Origin of the sequence: Nonomuraea sp. ATR24 (assembly GCF_041950485.1) — a bacterium.
GTDB classification, from domain to species: Bacteria; Actinomycetota; Actinomycetes; order Streptosporangiales; family Streptosporangiaceae; genus Nonomuraea; species Nonomuraea ceibae.
Window position 1 is genome coordinate 77530 of the sequence record NZ_JBGNUU010000027.1, and the last position, 15549, is coordinate 93078.

At 70.4% G+C, this 15549-nt stretch carries 17 protein-coding genes; 3 read left to right on the top strand and 14 right to left on the bottom strand.

Going from position 1 to position 15549, the window contains the following annotated elements:
• Positions 1-57: 57 nt before the first annotated feature.
• Both ACBI99_RS40430 and ACBI99_RS40435 read left to right on the top strand, forming a co-directional pair.
• A complete protein-coding gene (locus ACBI99_RS40430) occupies positions 58-1320 on the top strand; it encodes an MFS transporter (RefSeq protein ID WP_219510004.1) in 1263 nt (420 codons plus the stop codon).
• Positions 1321-1405: 85 nt separating this feature from the next.
• Positions 1406-2242: a M23 family metallopeptidase gene (locus tag ACBI99_RS40435; protein ID WP_375074876.1), complete on the top strand. Its 837-nt coding sequence runs from the start codon at positions 1406-1408 to the stop codon at positions 2240-2242.
• A gap of 24 nt (positions 2243-2266) precedes the next feature.
• On the opposite strand, the gene ACBI99_RS40440 is transcribed toward ACBI99_RS40435, so the two are convergent.
• Together ACBI99_RS40440 and ACBI99_RS40445 are read right to left on the bottom strand one after the other, a co-directional pair.
• On the bottom strand, positions 2267-3172 hold the full coding sequence (locus ACBI99_RS40440) for a tyrosine recombinase XerC (RefSeq protein ID WP_357590422.1): 906 nt from the start codon (positions 3170-3172) through the stop codon (positions 2267-2269).
• Positions 3173-3754: 582 nt separating this feature from the next.
• Positions 3755-4750, bottom strand: a complete 996-nt coding sequence (locus ACBI99_RS40445) for a hypothetical protein (protein ID WP_375074877.1) — start codon at positions 4748-4750, stop codon at positions 3755-3757.
• A 476-nt stretch (positions 4751-5226) separates the two neighbouring features.
• On the opposite strand from ACBI99_RS40445, the gene ACBI99_RS40450 reads away from it, so the two are divergent.
• Positions 5227-5760 carry a hypothetical protein gene (locus ACBI99_RS40450; protein ID WP_375074878.1) on the top strand — a complete coding sequence of 178 codons (534 nt, stop codon included), beginning with the start codon at positions 5227-5229 and terminating at the stop codon, positions 5758-5760.
• 72 nt (positions 5761-5832) lie between these two features.
• On the opposite strand, the gene dprA is transcribed toward ACBI99_RS40450, so the two are convergent.
• The 12 genes from dprA to rpsP form a co-directional block, all read right to left on the bottom strand.
• Positions 5833-7707 (bottom strand): DNA-processing protein DprA, encoded by a 1875-nt coding sequence (dprA, locus tag ACBI99_RS40455; protein ID WP_375074879.1) that lies wholly within the window; start codon positions 7705-7707, stop codon positions 5833-5835.
• A 50-nt stretch (positions 7708-7757) separates the two neighbouring features.
• Complete coding sequence (locus tag ACBI99_RS40460) at positions 7758-9482, bottom strand: YifB family Mg chelatase-like AAA ATPase (RefSeq protein ID WP_375074880.1); 1725 nt, start codon at positions 9480-9482, stop codon at positions 7758-7760.
• Complete coding sequence (locus tag ACBI99_RS40465) at positions 9483-9836, bottom strand: YraN family protein (RefSeq protein WP_219511891.1); 354 nt, start codon at positions 9834-9836, stop codon at positions 9483-9485.
• 310 nt (positions 9837-10146) lie between these two features.
• Positions 10147-10470 (bottom strand): DUF2469 domain-containing protein, encoded by a 324-nt coding sequence (locus tag ACBI99_RS40470; RefSeq protein WP_219511909.1) that lies wholly within the window; start codon positions 10468-10470, stop codon positions 10147-10149.
• 39 nt (positions 10471-10509) lie between these two features.
• Entirely contained in the window at positions 10510-11178 is a 669-nt protein-coding gene (locus tag ACBI99_RS40475; protein ID WP_375074881.1) for a ribonuclease HII, read from the bottom strand.
• Between the two features lie 45 nt (positions 11179-11223).
• Positions 11224-11814 (bottom strand): signal peptidase I, encoded by a 591-nt coding sequence (gene lepB / locus ACBI99_RS40480; protein ID WP_375074882.1) that lies wholly within the window; start codon positions 11812-11814, stop codon positions 11224-11226.
• Entirely contained in the window at positions 11811-12674 is an 864-nt protein-coding gene (gene lepB, locus ACBI99_RS40485; protein ID WP_219511964.1) for a signal peptidase I, read from the bottom strand. The genes lepB (ACBI99_RS40480) and lepB (ACBI99_RS40485) overlap by 4 nt, the downstream gene beginning before the upstream one ends.
• A 141-nt stretch (positions 12675-12815) precedes the next feature.
• Complete coding sequence (gene rplS, locus ACBI99_RS40490; RefSeq protein ID WP_219511985.1) at positions 12816-13178, bottom strand: 50S ribosomal protein L19; 363 nt, start codon at positions 13176-13178, stop codon at positions 12816-12818.
• Positions 13179-13316: 138 nt separating this feature from the next.
• Positions 13317-14099: a tRNA (guanosine(37)-N1)-methyltransferase TrmD gene (gene trmD / locus ACBI99_RS40495; RefSeq protein ID WP_219511995.1), complete on the bottom strand. Its 783-nt coding sequence runs from the start codon at positions 14097-14099 to the stop codon at positions 13317-13319.
• Positions 14096-14599, bottom strand: coding sequence for a ribosome maturation factor RimM (gene rimM / locus ACBI99_RS40500; protein WP_357590456.1), 504 nt, complete (start codon positions 14597-14599; stop codon positions 14096-14098). Before rimM ends, trmD begins: the two co-directional genes overlap by 4 nt.
• 69 nt (positions 14600-14668) lie before the next feature.
• Entirely contained in the window at positions 14669-14914 is a 246-nt protein-coding gene (locus ACBI99_RS40505; protein ID WP_043634919.1) for an RNA-binding protein, read from the bottom strand.
• A 1-nt stretch (position 14915) separates the two neighbouring features.
• Positions 14916-15356, bottom strand: a complete 441-nt coding sequence (rpsP, locus tag ACBI99_RS40510; RefSeq protein ID WP_219512013.1) for a 30S ribosomal protein S16 — start codon at positions 15354-15356, stop codon at positions 14916-14918.
• Positions 15357-15549 lie beyond the last annotated feature (193 nt).

Genomic DNA, 15549 nt, shown 5'->3' on the forward strand with positions numbered 1-15549 from the left:
TACTTTCAGAGTTGTGAAGGGTTTCCTTCACAACTTTGCATCCTCTTGGAGTCCCCCATGACCGGCGCGCCCCACACCGATTCCCCGCTGCCAGACCCTCCGCTGTCCGACCTTCCTCTTCGCAAGCAGCGCGACTACCGGCTGCTGTGGTCGGCCCGTACGATTTCCATCACCGGCTCGGAGGTCTCCAAGCTGGCGATCCCCCTCACAGCGGTCACCCTCCTGGCCGCCGGCCCCGCCGAGATGGGCATCCTGACCGCCGCCGCCTCGCTGCCCGCCCTGCTGTTCGGCCTGCAGGCAGGAGCCATCGCGGACCGCCTCAGCCGCCACCGCCCCCTGATGATCGCCTGCGAGCTCGTGTCGGCCGTGGCCGCCGTGACCGTCCCCGTGGCCTGGCTGCTGGGCGTGCTCACGGTCCCGTGGCTGATCGTCGTCGCCCTCGTGATCGGCACCGCCGGCGTCACCTTCCGCGCGGCGAACTTCCCCCACCTGGCCGCGATCGTCCCCGAGAACCAGCGGACCAGCGCCCTGGCCGGCTTCCACGCCTCCTACTCGATGGCGTCCGTGGCGGGCCCCGGCCTCGCCGGCCTGCTGGTGCAGATCCTCACCGCACCGCTGGCCGTGCTCGCCGAATCGCTCTCCTTTCTGAGCTCGGCGCTGCTCCTGCGCTCGATCCGCACCCCCGAACACGCCGAACCCGCCCCCACTCGCGGCATGTGGCGCGACATCGTCGAGGGCCTGCGCACGAGCATCACCATCCCGACCCTGCGCGCCCTGCTCGGCGCCGGCGTCACGATCAACTTCTTCGCCATGGCCTACACGGCCGTCCACATCCTCTACATGGTGAACACCCTGGGCATCCCCCAGGGCCTGATCGGCGTCCTCATCGCCCTCAGCGGCGCCGGCGGCCTGCTGGGCGCCTGGGCCACCACCCGCCTGGCCAAGCGCTTCGGCGAGAACCGGATCCTCCTCGGATCGGTGCTGTTCTTCCCCCTGGAGATCCTCGCGGTGGGCCTCCTCAACGGCGCCCTCTGGTGGAAGCTCGTCGTCCTCGCCACCACGGGCGTCCTCACCGGCGGCATCGTCGTCGCCTTCGCCACCTGCATGGGCGCCATCACCCTGCGCGACTCCCCCACCGAACTCCGCGCCCGCGTCAACGCCACCATGACCTTCGCCGTCCAGGGCGTCATGGCCCTCGGCGGCCTCGCAGGCGGCCTCCTCGCCGAGGTCCTCGGCCTACGCCCCGTGATCTTCATCTGCGCGGCGGGCATCGCCCTCAGCACCGCCTGGATCTGGGCCTCCCCGCTCCGCTCCCGCTGAGCCCTTCCCCTTATCCACAGAACCCCTTATCCACAGAACCCCGCTCGGCCCCCCGCACCCCCTGCCCCCGCCGCAGACTCCCCCCATGCCCCGCCGCCCCTCACCCCGCACCACGCTGAGGTTCCTGGCGATCATCCTCGCCCTGACCTGCGCCGTCCTCGTCCCCACCACCCCGGCCACCGCAGACCGCCCACCGTGGCGCTGGCCCCTCGACGGCACACCCCGCATCCTGAGCCGTTTCGCCCCGCCCCCGGCCCCCTGGCTGGCGGGCCACCGCGGCGTGGACCTGGCCGCTCCAGCAGCCACCCCCGTCCTCGCCGCAGGCCCGGGCACGGTCGGCTTCGCCGGCCCCGTGGCAGGCCGCGGCGTGGTCACGGTCAACCACGCGGACGGCCTCCGCACGACCTACCTCCCGGTCATCCCCGCCGTACGCCGAGGCGACCCCGTAGCGCTCGGAGACCGCCTGGGCGCCATCGCCCCTTCACCACCGCCGCACTGCCCCGAGTCCTGCCTCCACTGGGGCCTCAAACGCGACACCACCTACCTCGACCCGCTCCTGCTCCTGGCCCAAGCCCCCGTCCGCCTCCTCCCCTTCTGGCAATCCCTGCCTCCAGCCCAGAGCCAGGCATCGACCCTCAGCCCAAAGACGGAACAACCCCGACCCCCGACCCCCACTCCAGGACCGAAACAACCCTCCGCCCCGCCGCTCCTCCCCCGCTCAGCCTCGACCCCGGCACCCCCGCCCATCGCCCTGACAGCCCTCATCGGCACCGCCCTCCTCCTCTTCCTCCTGATCCGCCGCCACCGCCCCCGCCCACCGGAAGGCAGACACTCCAAGAGAAGAACGCCCACCGCCGATCCCCCGCCCACCCCCACCGGCCAGCACCGCAAGCCCCGCCGCCCCCGCCGCCCACCCCGCTGAGCATCCCGAGGGGGGATCCCACCGTCACGCCCTCGGATGTGCCTGCCGATAGGCGCTACGCAGCCGTTCGATCGACACATGCGTGTACACCTGCGTACTGCTGAGCGAGGCATGCCCCAGCAACTCCTGCACGCTGCGCAGATCCGCCCCACCCTCCAGGAGATGGGTAGCCGCGCTGTGCCTCAACCCATGAGGCCCCATGTCGGGCGCCCCTTCCACCTGCCGCACCCGCGCATGCACCACCCGCCGGACGGTCCCGGCATCGATGCGCCCGCCCCGCACCCCCAGGAACAACGCCGCCCCGGACCCCGGCCGCACCCACAACGGCCGCCCGTACACGCACCACCCGTCCAACGCCCGCATCGCCGGCCCCCCGACCGGCACCGACCGCTCCTTACGTCCCTTGCCCAGCACCCGTACGACCCGCCGCTCCCGATCCACGTCATCCACATCCAGCCCGCACAACTCGGACACGCGAATCCCGGTGGCGTACAGCAGCTCCAGCAGAGCCTGGTCGCGCAGATCCTTGGGCTCCCCCTCCACCGGCACGTCCAACACCCGCCGCGCCTGCTCCTGATCGAGCACGGCAGGCAACTGCCGCGGCGCCTTGGCCGTCCCCAACAGCAACCCGGGATCGCTGCCGAGCCACCCCTTGCGATGGCAGAAGGCGGTGAACGTCCGCACACAGGCCGACCGCCGAGCCAGCGTCGCCCGCGCCTTCCCCGCGTCATGCTGCGCCGCCAACCACCCCCGCAGCGCCACCACATCCAGCGCCTCCACCGCCCCGCCCACATAAGCCAGCAGCTCGGCCACATCCCCCAAGTAAGCCCTCACGGTATGAGGCGACAAATCCCTCTCGAACCGCAAATAGGCCTCAAACTCCGCAACAACATCCCCGACCGCAGGCCCATCCCCCACAACCGCCTCCATTTGCTCAACAACTAATGAACTGCACGCCTGAACACCACTCCCAGTCTGCCCCCGCACCCCCTACCTTCACCGCACCTCCACCCGCCAGCCCCGAAGCCGAGCTCCCCTTCTCGCACCCGGAGCCGCTACACCAAGGCGCCCGCCCACTGCCTGCATCCACAGTTTCGGCTGCTACCAGCAAGGACGCCTCGCGAGCCCCGCTGGCCAAGGCGAGCACGGTTTACGGTTGCCTCAGCCACCGCGGACTGCCGGTTGCGGTGCTTCAGGGCCAGCGCGGATTGCGGTAGCCCGTGGCCAGAGCTGATTGCGATGGTCCGGGGGCCTGGTACGGAGCGCAGCAGCCAAGAGCCAGCACCGGAAGCGGTGGCCAGGGCAGCACTTCGCGGTGGCCGGAGGCGAGGCGTGGGACGCACCGGCCGGAGGCACGACGCGGGACGCACCGGCCGAAGGCGCGGCGCGGGATGCAGTGGCCAGAGGCGTGACGCGGGGGCCACTGGCCGAAGGCGCAACGCGGAGCGCACTGGCCGGGAGCGCGGCGAGGCGGCGACAGGACCAGCGGCCGGTGCAGAGCCCTTCCGAAAGTCAGCCGACAGCCGAGGCACGCCCTTCCCCGCCATGCGAGGCACGCCCGGCCGCTACCAGCACCACAGCAGCCGCAACAGCAGTGAGCGCCGTCAGAAGAGCGCCGGCAGCCAACGTCAGGACGTCAGGCCGGATCAAGGGCTGAGCACGCAGCGCCTGCCAGGTGAGCAAGGCGATCAGGCCGGTGTAGCCGACGGCGGCCACGCCGATCAGCCGAGCACGAGTCCGGTCGTCACGTAAGAGCGGGTAGCGAGCCGCCAGAGCAGCCAGCAGCAGGGCGCCGATCAACATGACCTGAAGCCCATGCAATCCGACGAAATGAGGAATCCGCAGGTCACCACCCGTGGTGCTCCACTCCGTCAAAGGAAGGCCGGGGCCGCCGTCGGGCACGCCCACGCTGTGCCCGCTGCTCAACAGCACCCGCTCGCCCCCGGTGGTCAGCGCGATCTCCGCCTTCCCCTGCATGGGGATGAGAAAGCCCAGCGCCATGCCGACGACGGCCAGCGTGAGCCCCGCGTGAATCGCCCGGCTCATCGCACGATCGGCATGGACGCGCTGTACGGCCAGAATGACCGCGAGCGCGATGTTGGCCAGCATGATCAGAAGCACCCCGTTGCCGAAGATGACCTGCATGACCCTCTCGGCCGAATCGGTGGACTTGTTGAAATGGCTGAAGGTGCCCCGAGCAGCCTGGGTCGCAACGATGGCGGTGTCGACGAACCCGGTGACGGCGAAAACCGTGGCCAGCCCAGAGGTCCATTTGCTGCCCCGATGAGGCAGAGACAGCATCCAGGCCAGCGTGGTCCCGTAAACGGCCATCGACACCGCGAACTTGAACGGCTTGAGCCACACGGGAGCCCCCAGAAGCACCCGGCCGTCGACCACAAGCCCAACCGCCGAGACGACCAGCAGCAACAGCATCGCGGCGACCATCAGCATCAACGGCCGATGCCACCGCGCCACCCGGCGAAGCAGCGCACCAAGAACAGCGGACACGGCACCTCCTGGAGGACAACCGGAGCTACGCCCAGAGTCCCCCTCGCCGGATGCGGACACATTCCCGCACACCCCCGGCTTGCAAGGAGGCCAGCCCTACCCCCGGCCCCGCCCTGCCGAAGGCCGCCCATACCTGAAGCCGACATTAGGCGACACCCCCGCGAAACCGGTCCACACGGAAGCCCGTTCGCGTGGAAGCCCGTCCACACGGAAGCCGGCCCGCGTGGAAACCGGCCCGCGTGGAGAAGCCCACCCGGAAGCGGCCCGCACGCAAACGCGCCGCACGGAAACGGCCCGCGCGGAGGGTGCCCCGCACGCAAACGCGCCGCACGGAAGCAGCCTGCACAGAAGGCAGCCCGTACGGTAGGCGGCGGATTCCGAGCGGGCGACAGGGCGGAGACATTCAGTTGCCGTGTCGAAATGGCCGGTCCCAGCGCCAGTCAGAATGTCTGCGTTGAGCTTTACGATCACGGCTCATGACGGAATTCCAGCCCAGCGCTCACACCATGACCATCGCCCTCGGTGTCGATTACGGCCAGGCGTACCTGCTCGACGACTATGACGAGACGGACATTCCCGAGCGCTTAGGTCAGGACGATGAAGGGCAACCTCTCGGGGTCATCAGCGTGATGGAAGGCACCGCCTTGCTGACCATCGGCACGCACTACGGCAAGGTGCGGTTCGACGTTCAAGTGACGCCGTTCGAGCCTGATCCGGACTTGGACGCGTACGAGGACATCGTGGAGATTGGGTTCACCTCGGCGACGGGGAGCGTTTCGCTTCATGAGTGGGGAGACGAGGAGATTTACGCGCTCCCGCCCCTTCCCTCCGGTCCTGGTCAGTATCGTTTGCGGTATCACGTTCATGGTTTGGACGAGAGCCACTGCGATTATTACGAGGAGCAGGCACCCGATCGCTACCTCCTGCAGATCTGGCCGTCCGGCGACTCCGCGGCCCGGGTCGTCAAGAGCGCGAGCCGGCGGCACCGGAGGTGGATGCGCGCCGATTGACGAATGCATCCCTGCTCGGGGATACGGGACGCCGCACGGGAAGCGACGCGCTCGACGTACGGCGAACGTCGATCATGGCGGCTCCGGGCGGGGTGACGGGATCATCTGATTCTCCGGGTGACAGGGCTGCGACGCGGGCGTCGATGAGGGGAGCGGCGTCTCGTCCTCTTGCGAGCTGGCGTTGGGCGGGGGCGTGAGCGCCGGAGAGCCGGTGCGGGGTGAGGGGATGAGAGTGGGCCGTCCCTCGGGCAAAGCCGGGCGAGGAGGAGAGGTTCGCTCGGGTGTGGCGGAGGCGTCGAGCAGTGGGCGGTCCGAAGGGACGGGCGATCCGGGCGTTCCGGGCGGGTGAGCGGGTGGTTGAGCTGATCCAGCGGGCGGCTCCGATGGCGCAGCGTCTCGTTCCGACGGAACGCTGGGTGGGGCGGCGCGCTGCTCGGGAGGCACTCTGGGCGATTCCGGTGAGACAGCGGGCTGTCCGGAAGGGACGCTAGACGGCCCTGTAGAGATGGCTCCCTGCTCTTGAGGCGCCCCGGGCGGCCTCGGCGAGGCAGCGCGCTGCTCGGAAGCGCGCTGCCCCGAAGCGTGGTGCCCCCAAGCGTGGTGCTCGGAAGCGTGGTGCTCGGAAGCGTGGTGCTCGGAAGCGTGGTGCTCGGAAGGGACGGCGTGCTGTTCCGAAGGGGGCGTGGGCTGGTCGACGGCGGTGGGGGTGGCTTTGGGGTAGACGGGCGAGGGGGCTTTGCGGATGCGCCAGCCCTTTGGGACGCGTTCGACGTAGCCGGCGGCCGCTAGAGAGCCCAGGGCGCTCAGGGCGGTGTTGAGGGGGACGCCCGCGGCCACGGCGATGGTCGCCGGGCCGGCGCCGCCTCGCGAAGGGATGGCGTCCAGGACGGCGCGGGTCTGGAGTGACAGGGCGTCTCTGGGTAGGGCCGGAGCGCGCTGGGGCGGGGCGAGGTCGTCGCCGATCGTGCCGACGAGCTCGATGAGCTCTTCGGGGGAGGTCACGCAGACCGCCTTCTGCTCTCTGAGGAGGCGGTGGCAGCCCGCGGACTGGGCCGAGGTGATGGGGCCGGGGACGACGGCCAGGTGGCGGTCGAGGGTGAGGGCGTGGGTTGCGGTGTTGAGCGCGCCGCTGCGCAGGGCGGCTTCGATGACGGCCGTGCCCCGGGAGAGTGCGGCGATCAGGCGGTTGCGGATGAGGAAGCGGGCGCGGGTGGGGTGGACGCCCGGCGGGCACTCGCTGACCAGGACGCCCTGGTCGCGGGCGGCGGCGAAGAGGGGCTGGTGTTCGGCCGGGTAGGGGATGTCCACGCCGCAGGCCAGGACGACGACCGTCGGGGAGTCGGCGGCGAGGGCGCCTCGGTGGGCGGCGGCGTCGATGCCAATCGCGCCGCCCGAGATGACGGTCCAGCCTGACTCGCTCAGGCCGATGCCGAACTGGGCGGCGACGTGGGCGCCGTAGGGGGTGGCGGCTCGGGCGCCGACGACGGCCGCCGATCTGAGGCAGGAGAAGCGGAGGTCGGCGTTGCCGTGGAGCCACAGGCCGAGCGGGCGGCCGGGGCCGAGTTGGTCGAGCTGGGTGGGCCACTCCGGGTCTCCGGGGATGACGAGCCTGGCTCCGGCCTGGTGGCCGGCGGCGAGGTCCGCCGCGGGGTCGGCGGCGGTCAAGCGGGCGTGCCAGGTGGCCAGGCGGGTGTGCCAGGTGGCAAGGCGGTGGCTCAGGTCCCCGGGGTGGTCTCCCGGGCGGTCTCGGGAGTGGTCTCCGGAGTGGTCTCGGGGGTGGTCCCCGTCGGCCGGGAGGGGGTCGCCGGGGTCGGGGAGGCGCTGGGCGCGTACGGCTTCGGCGGTCCGGACGGCGCCGTAGTGGGAGACCAGGCGGCCCATCGCGGTGTCGCCGGCGTCGGCGGCGCGCATGAGGGCGGCACGGGCCTCGTGGTCGGGGGTGTGCACGGGGGTCTTCTCCTGGAGACGGAAGGCGGACGAGTGGGGGAAGGGGCGGGTCAGGGGGTCAGGCCGAGCCACAGCGCCAGGGCTGCGGAGGTCTCGTCCTCGTCGGGGCGGTCCTTGCCGGCCAGGTCGGCGAGGGTCCAGGCGACGCGGATGACGCGGTCGAGGCCGCGCGCGCTGAGGGTGCCGGAGTCGAGGCAGCTCGTGATGGGGCGCATGGCGGCGTCCGCCGGACGGTAGTCGGCGTGCAGAGACGACGAGGGGATCTCGGCGTTGGTGCGCCAGGGGGTGTCGGCGAAGCGCTTGGCGGCGCGCTCACGGGCCAGCAGGACGCGCTGGGCGACCGTGCGGCTGGACTCGACGAACTGCCGGTCGGCCAGGAGCTCGCGCCTGCTGGAGCGAGCCACGGTGACCTTCATGTCGATGCGGTCGAGCAGCGGGCCCGAGAGCCTGCCCAGGTAGCGGCGCCGGACCGTGGGCGAGCAGTGGCAGCTCTCACCCTGGTCCTGGGGCTGGGCACAGGGGCAGGGGTTGGCGGCCAGCACCAGGATGAAGCGGGCCGGGAATGTGACCGAGCCCGCCGATCTCGCCACCGTGACCTGGCCCGACTCCAGCGGCTGGCGGAGCGAGTCGAGGACGTGGCGCGGGAACTCCGGGGCTTCGTCCATGAACAACACGCCCCGGTGGGCGAGGGAGATCGCGCCGGGGCGCACAACCGTGCTGCCGCCGCCGATGACGGCCGCGGCGGAGGCGGTGTGGTGGGGGTTGACGAAGGGCGGGCGGCTGACCATGGGGCTGTTGGGCGGTAGGACGCCCGCGACCGAGTGGATGGCCGTCACTTCGAGCGCGTGGTCGAGCTCCAGGTCGGGCAGCAGGGTCGGGAGGCGTTCGGCCAGCAGGGTCTTGCCGGTGCCGGGTGGGCCGAGCATCCAGAGGTTGTGGTTGCCCGCGGCGCAGACTTCCAGGGCGCGTCTGGCCATCGGCTGGCCGACCACGTCCGACAGGTCCAGGTCGGAGCGGGCGGCGGGCGCCTGAACGGCAGGTCCGGCAGCCTCGGCGGACGTCGAAGCGCGGCCCGAAGCGGACCCCGAAGTCGGGCCTGGAGCGGGGCTCGAAGTCGGGCCTGGAGCGGGGCTCGAAGCCGTGCTCGAAGCGAGGCCCGATGCGAGGCTTGCAGCGGACGCCACAGCGGAGCCTGAAGCGGGCGCCACGGCAGGGTCCATAGCGGGGGCTGCGGCAGGGGCCGGGATGGCGGGTGGGGGGTCGCCTCGGCGCAGCCATTCGACGAGCCGGCGCAGGTCGGCGACCGGGACCACCCGCACGCCCGGCACCAGGGCCGCCTCGGCCGCGTTGGCGGCGGGGACGACCACGGTGGCGGCCCCGTCCCCGGCGGCGCCCAGAACCGACGGAAGCACGCCGCGCACCGGCCTCAGCCGCCCATCGAGGCCGAGCTCGCCGAGGAAGAACATGTCCGCGACCCGCTGGGCGGGCACCAGCCCGGCGGCGCCCAGGATGGCCACGGCTATGGCCAGGTCGAACTGACTGCCGCGTTTGGGCAGGCTGGCCGGGAAGAGGCTGACGGTGATGCGGGCGTCGGGCCAGGCGTAGTGGCTGTTGACCATGGCCGACCGGACGCGCTCGCGGGCCTCGCTCAGCGCAGTGTCGGGCAGGCCGATGAGGTGCATGCCCGCCAGCCCGCTGCCGACGTCGGCCTCCACCTCGACGGTGCTGCCGGTGACGCCGACGAGGGCGACGCTGCGGGTGGACGCGACCGCCATCTAGCTCACCCCCCGCACGTGACGCAGGGAGTAGTCGCCGGCGAAGCGCTCCAGCGCGATCACGTCGACCCGCACGGTCGCGTAGGGCTGGGGCTGGGCGGCGAGCCAGGTGGCGGCCAGGGCGCGCAGCCTGGCCACCTTCGCGGGGCGGACGGACTCGAGCGCCGTGCCGTGGGATCTGCTCGATCGGGTCTTGACCTCGACCACGACGAGCGTGGCGCCGTCCTCGGCGATGATGTCGATCTCGCCCCGGCGGCAGCGCCAGTTGCGGTCGATGATGGTCATGCCCTGGGAGCGCAGGTAGTCGGCGGCCAGTCGCTCGCCGTGCCTGCCCAGGTCGTTCTTCGCGGCCATATGGCACCTCCGGGAAGCGACTTTCGCTCATGGAGGCGGGGCCGGCAGCGGCCGAACGGGGTTCTGGGGATAAGTGCGGGGAATCGGGGCCGGGCCTGTGGACGAACGCGTGCGCGCACGCGCCGCCACCAGCCCGCCGGAAACGACCAGCCTCTCGGAAACGACCAGCCCCCGGAATGACCAGCTCCAGGAAACGGCCAGTCCCCGGAAACGATCAGTTGCAGGAAACGACCAGCTCCAGGAAACCACCAGCCCGGAAGCGGTCAGCCCCGGAAGCGGTCGGCTCAGGAGTGATCAGCCCCGGAAGCGGTCAGCCCGAGAAGCCCTCCTTCGGCATTTCCAGGTCGGCCTTGGCCAATTCCTCGACGTTCACATCCTTGAACGTCACCACCCGGACATTCTTCACGAAGCGCGCCGGTCGGTACATGTCCCAGACCCAGGCGTCCTGCATCTTGACGTCGAAGAACACATCGCCGTTCTCCGCCGTGCGGACTTCCAGGTCGACCGAGTTGGTCAGATAGAAGCGCCGCTCCGTCTCCACCACATACGTAAACAACCCGACGACATCGCGGTATTCGCGGTAAAGCTGCAGCTCCATCTCGGTTTCGTACTTCTCGAGATCCTCTGCGCTCATCGCGGTCCTCCTGTCGTACCGGTCCCCCGGTGTGCCCGGCTAGGCAACGCCGGCCCCCATTTCATTCTCGCCCATCTCCCTGGCCACCGTGACGAACGAGTAACGGTGGTGCGGACACGGGCCGTGCGCCCCCAGTGCGAGGCGGTGTTGTGGTGTCACATACCCCTTGTGCTCGGCGAAACCGTACAGCGGATAATCGTCGTCCAGCGCGACCATCAACCGATCCCTCGTCACTTTGGCCACGATCGACGCGGCCGCCACACAGGCGGCCACCTGATCCCCCTTCCACACGGCGAGCGACGGCGCCGGCAGGCCCGGCACCGGGAATCCGTCCGTCAGGATGTACCCAGGGTCGCAGGACAGCCGCGCGACCGCCCGCCGCATGCCCGACACATTGCACTTGTGCAGGCCGCGCGCGTCGATCTCGCCGGGAGGGATGACGACGACGCCCACGTGGGCGGTGTCGACGATCCGCTCGTAGAGGCGCTCACGTACGGGCGCCGAGAGCAGCTTGGAGTCGCCCAGGCCGTTGATCTCCTTGCGCAGGATGACCGCGGCGACCACGAGCGGGCCCGCGCAGGCCCCGCGGCCGGCCTCGTCGACCCCCGCGATGGGGGTGAGGCCGCGCCGGGCGAGCGCCCGCTCGTAGGCGTAGATTCCGGAATCACGCCGGACGACGCTCGGTCGAGGGCGGAACGCAACTGTCATGACACACGAAGCGTACGCCCCATTCGCCGCATACCGCGACCGAAGCTACTCGATCTTCGCGAAGCTGTCGGGAGTGGTGAAGATCGTCCCTCTCGACAGCGGCCAGTAGCGCACCACGGCGGTGCCGATCACGTCGTCGACCGGGATGAACCCCTTGCCCGGCTCCTCCATGTGGCTGCGCGAGTCGGCCGAGGCGCTGCGGTGGTCGCCCATCAGCCACAGCTTGCCCTTGGGCACCGTGATGTCGAACTTCTCGTCGGAGGGGAAGTCGTCGGGGAAGAGGTAGGGCTCGTCCAGCGCCTTGCCGTTGATCGTCAGGCGCTTCCTGGAGTCGCAGCACACGACCCGGTCGCCGGCCACGCCGATGACGCGCTTGATCGTGTCCTCGCCGTTCCAGCCCTTGAAGACGATGATGTCGCCCCGCCCGGGAGCGCCGGCGAGCTTGTTGACGAACACCCGGTCGTTGATCTTGAGGGTGTTCTCCATCGACTCCGAGGGGATGTAGAACGACCCGATCACGAACGCCTGGAGCACCAGCGCGATCCCGACGCCCAGCACCAGCAGGTAGATCGTCTCGCGGAAGCCGCCCTTTTTCTTCTTCTCCACGCCCTCTGCCTTCTCGGTGACGGCCGTCATCGCCTCTTCACCAGCCAGCGCCGACGGACCACGACCAAGGGTACGGCCAGCGCGAATCCGGCGACCAGCGGGGCTGACCCGCTCAGCGCCTGGAGCGCGGGCTGGGCGAACGTGTCGGGGATCGGAATCGTGGTCGCGCGGGAGAACGGCCAGACGATCACGAAGGCGCGGCCGATGACCTGGCTCTCGGGGATGGACCCGCCGCCGGGGTCGCCCGTGTGGGAGCGCGAGTCCAGCGAGACCTGGCGGTGGTCGCCCATCACCCACAGGCGGTTGGGCGGCACCGTGATGTCGAACGGCTCCCGCGAGGGCAGGTTGCCCGGATAGAGGTAGGCGCTCTCGTCGATCGCCACGCCGTTGACGGTGATGCGCTGCTGGGAGTCGCAGCACTTGACGTGGTCGCCGCCGACGCCGATGACGCGCTTGATGTAGTCCTTCTCGCCGGGGACCACGCCGAACGCGGTGCCGACCCAGCGGAAGAAGCCCGCGACGGGGTTGGCCGGCTCCTCGAACTGGAACTCGCCGTCCCAGGAGTCGACGCCGGAGAAGACGACCACGTCGCCGCGCTCGATGTCGCGCGTGTGGTAGACGAGCTTGTTGACCAGCACCCGGTCGTTGGTGAGGAGCGTGTTCTCCATCGACTCGGACGGGATGTAGAAGGCCTGGATGACGAAGGTCTTGATGATCAGCGCCAGCGCCAGCGCCACGACGACCAGAACGGGAAGTTCTTTCCAGAACGACCCCTTCTTCTTCTCTTTCTTCCCGTCTTTTGCCGGCTTCTGAGTGTCTTCGGCGACCACGTCCACCTCGTCCTCGACAGGGCGGCGCGGCGCGCCGTGCTCCTGGCTCTCGCTAGTCATTGCTGACGAGCCTAGATGATGTCCCGGCCCGACAAGCCTCGACCGACGTTACACCGCTCACGAGTCGCTCCACATAAAGGAAAGGGCCCCGCAAAACCGAATGGCCCGCACCTCGGTGCGGGCCATTCGGGGAAAGCATGCTTACTTCGCGGGCGTGCTCTCACGCTTCTCGCGGATGCGGGCGGCCTTGCCGCGCAGGTCGCGCATGTAGTAGAGCTTGGCACGGCGGACGTCGCCACGGGTCACGAGGACGATCTTCTCGATGACCGGGCTGTGCACCGGGAAGGTGCGCTCGACGCCGACGCTGTAGCTCACCTTGCGGACGGTGAAGGTCTCGCGGGCGCCGCTGCCCTGACGGCGCAGCACGAACCCCTTGAAGACCTGGACGCGGGAGCGGTTGCCTTCGACGACTCGGACGTGAACCTCGAGCGTGTCACCGGGACGGAAGTCCGGCACGTCGCTGCGCAGGGTCGCCTTCTCGAGCTCCTGGATCTTCGTGTGCATGAGAGCTGTTCCTCAAGTCTCGCGAGCACGCGGAGGTCCACCCGGCCTGGGCTCGTGGCGGACACGCTTGCTGATCTGGTGGACCCGGGAACGCTTTCCCGGGCATGGCTGACCAACCACCTGACGATTGGCAACGCTTCAGTGTGCCACATCTTCCGGCGGGAGGCGAAACGACAGCTCGTCGAGCAGCCGCCGGTCGTGCTTGTCGAGCGTCGCGGGGTCGATCGCCGCCGCCAGCTCGGGCCGGTTGGCGACGGTGCGGCGCAGCGCCTCGTCACGGCGCCAGCGGGCGACCTTGCCGTGGTGGCCGGACAGCAGCACGGCGGGCACCTCGTGCCCGCGCCACACCGGCGGCTTGGTGTAGACGGGGCCTTCGAGCAGGTTGCGCATCGCGCCGGGCGCGAAGGAGTCGTCGACGGCCGAGTGGGCGTTGCCGAGCACGCCGGGCAGCAGCCGGCCGATGGCCTCCACCATCACCAGCACCGCCACCTCCCCGCCGGCGAGCACGTAGTCGCCGATGCTGACCTCGTCGACGCGCAGCCGCGTGCCGTACTCGGCCATGACGCGCGAGTCGATGCCCTCGTAGCGGCCGCAGGCGAACAGCAGCCACGGCTCGGCGGCCAGCTCCTGGGCGAGCTCCTGGGTGAAGGGGCGGCCGCTCGGCGTCGGCACGATCATGCGCGGGGCCCCGTCGCCGATGACGTCGTCGAGCGCCTCACCCCAGACCTCCGGCTTCATCACCATGCCGGGGCCGCCCCCGTACGGGGTGTCGTCGACGGTCTTGTGCACGTCGTGCGCCCAGTCGCGGAGCTGGTGGGTGCGCACGTCGAGGATGCCGCGCTCGCGCGCCTTGCCGATGAGGGAGACGTCGAGCGGCGCGAAGTACTCGGGGAAGATCGAGATGATGTCGAGCCGGGTCACAGCAGGCCCTCCGGCGGGTCGACGACCAGCCTGCCGCCCTCCGGGTCCACCTCCGGCACCAGGGCCTTGACGAACGGGATGAGCGCGTCGTCACCGCCGCCCGCGCGCTTAACGACGAGCAGGTCCTGGCCGTGGTGGAGCACGTCGGTGACCTCGCCGACGGGCTCGCCGCCGGTGGTGACGACCGCGAGGCCGATGAGCTGGTGGTCGTGGAACTCGTCGGGGTCGCCGGTCGGAGCCACGTCGGCGGAGTCGATGACCAGCATGGTGCCGCGCAGCTCCTCGGCCGCGTCACGGCCCGCGACGCCGGCGAAGGCGACCAGGAGCATGCCCTTGTGCCAGCGGCGGCTCTCGACGACGAGCGGCCCCCGGCCCGGCGGGTCGGTGGCGATCGACGTGCCGGCGGCGAAGCGCACCTCGGGATCGTCGGTGCGCACCTCGACGGTCACCTCGCCGCGTACGCCGTGCGGGCGGCCTATCCGGCCGACGACCAGCTGCACCTGTACCTCTTTCCAACGCGGAGCGCCCCCATCGGCGGCAACCGATGAGGGCGCGGGAATTTCCTGACGCTAACGGACTGCTTCGTGCAGGTCGAGCAGATCGACCCGGACGTACTTCCCGTCGGCCAGGGCGTTCACGACGGTGCGCAGCGCCTTGGCGGTGCGCCCACCGCGTCCGATGACCTTGCCCAGGTCCTCGGGGTGCACCCGGACCTCCAGGACGCGCCCGCTGCGGATGCGGCGTGCGCGGACCCGGACATCGTCGGGATGTTCGACGATGCCCTTGACGAGGTGCTCGAGGGCCTCCTCGAGCACCTCAGGCCTCCGCCTCGGCCGGGGTCTCGGCAGGGGCCTCGGCCTCGTCCTTCTTCTTGGCCTTCTTCGGCGTGGTGGCGGCCGTGCCGGTGTCGCCACCGGACAGCGCCTCCTTGGCCGCGGCCTCGTAGATGGCCTGACGGTCGGGCGCGGGCTCGGCGACCTTCATCGGCGCCGGCGCGGGCTCGCCCTTGTACTTCTGCCAGTCACCGGTGAGCTTGAGCAGCTTGAGCACCGGCTCGGTCGGCTGCGCGCCGACTCCCAGCCAGTAAGCGGCGCGCTCGGCGTTGACCTCGATGCGCGAAGGGTTCTCCTTCGGGTGGTACAGGCCGATCTCCTCGATCGCCCGGCCGTCACGCTTGGTGCGGCTGTCGGCGACGACGATACGGTATTGAGCGTTGCGGATCATGCCGAGCCGCTTGAGCTTGATCTTGACTGCCACGGGTGTGGTCTCTCCTGCATTAGAGCGCGGGTGAGCGGCTCCTCATCGAGTGGGGCACGATGCGAATCCGACTCCAGGGACAAACGCGGCCGGCGGGAGGTGAGAGGGCACCCGCCTGGTCACGGTGTTCCAACATGCCATTGTGCCAGACGCGCGCCACTGCCCCGCACTCCGCACCGGCGTCGCGCGGCAA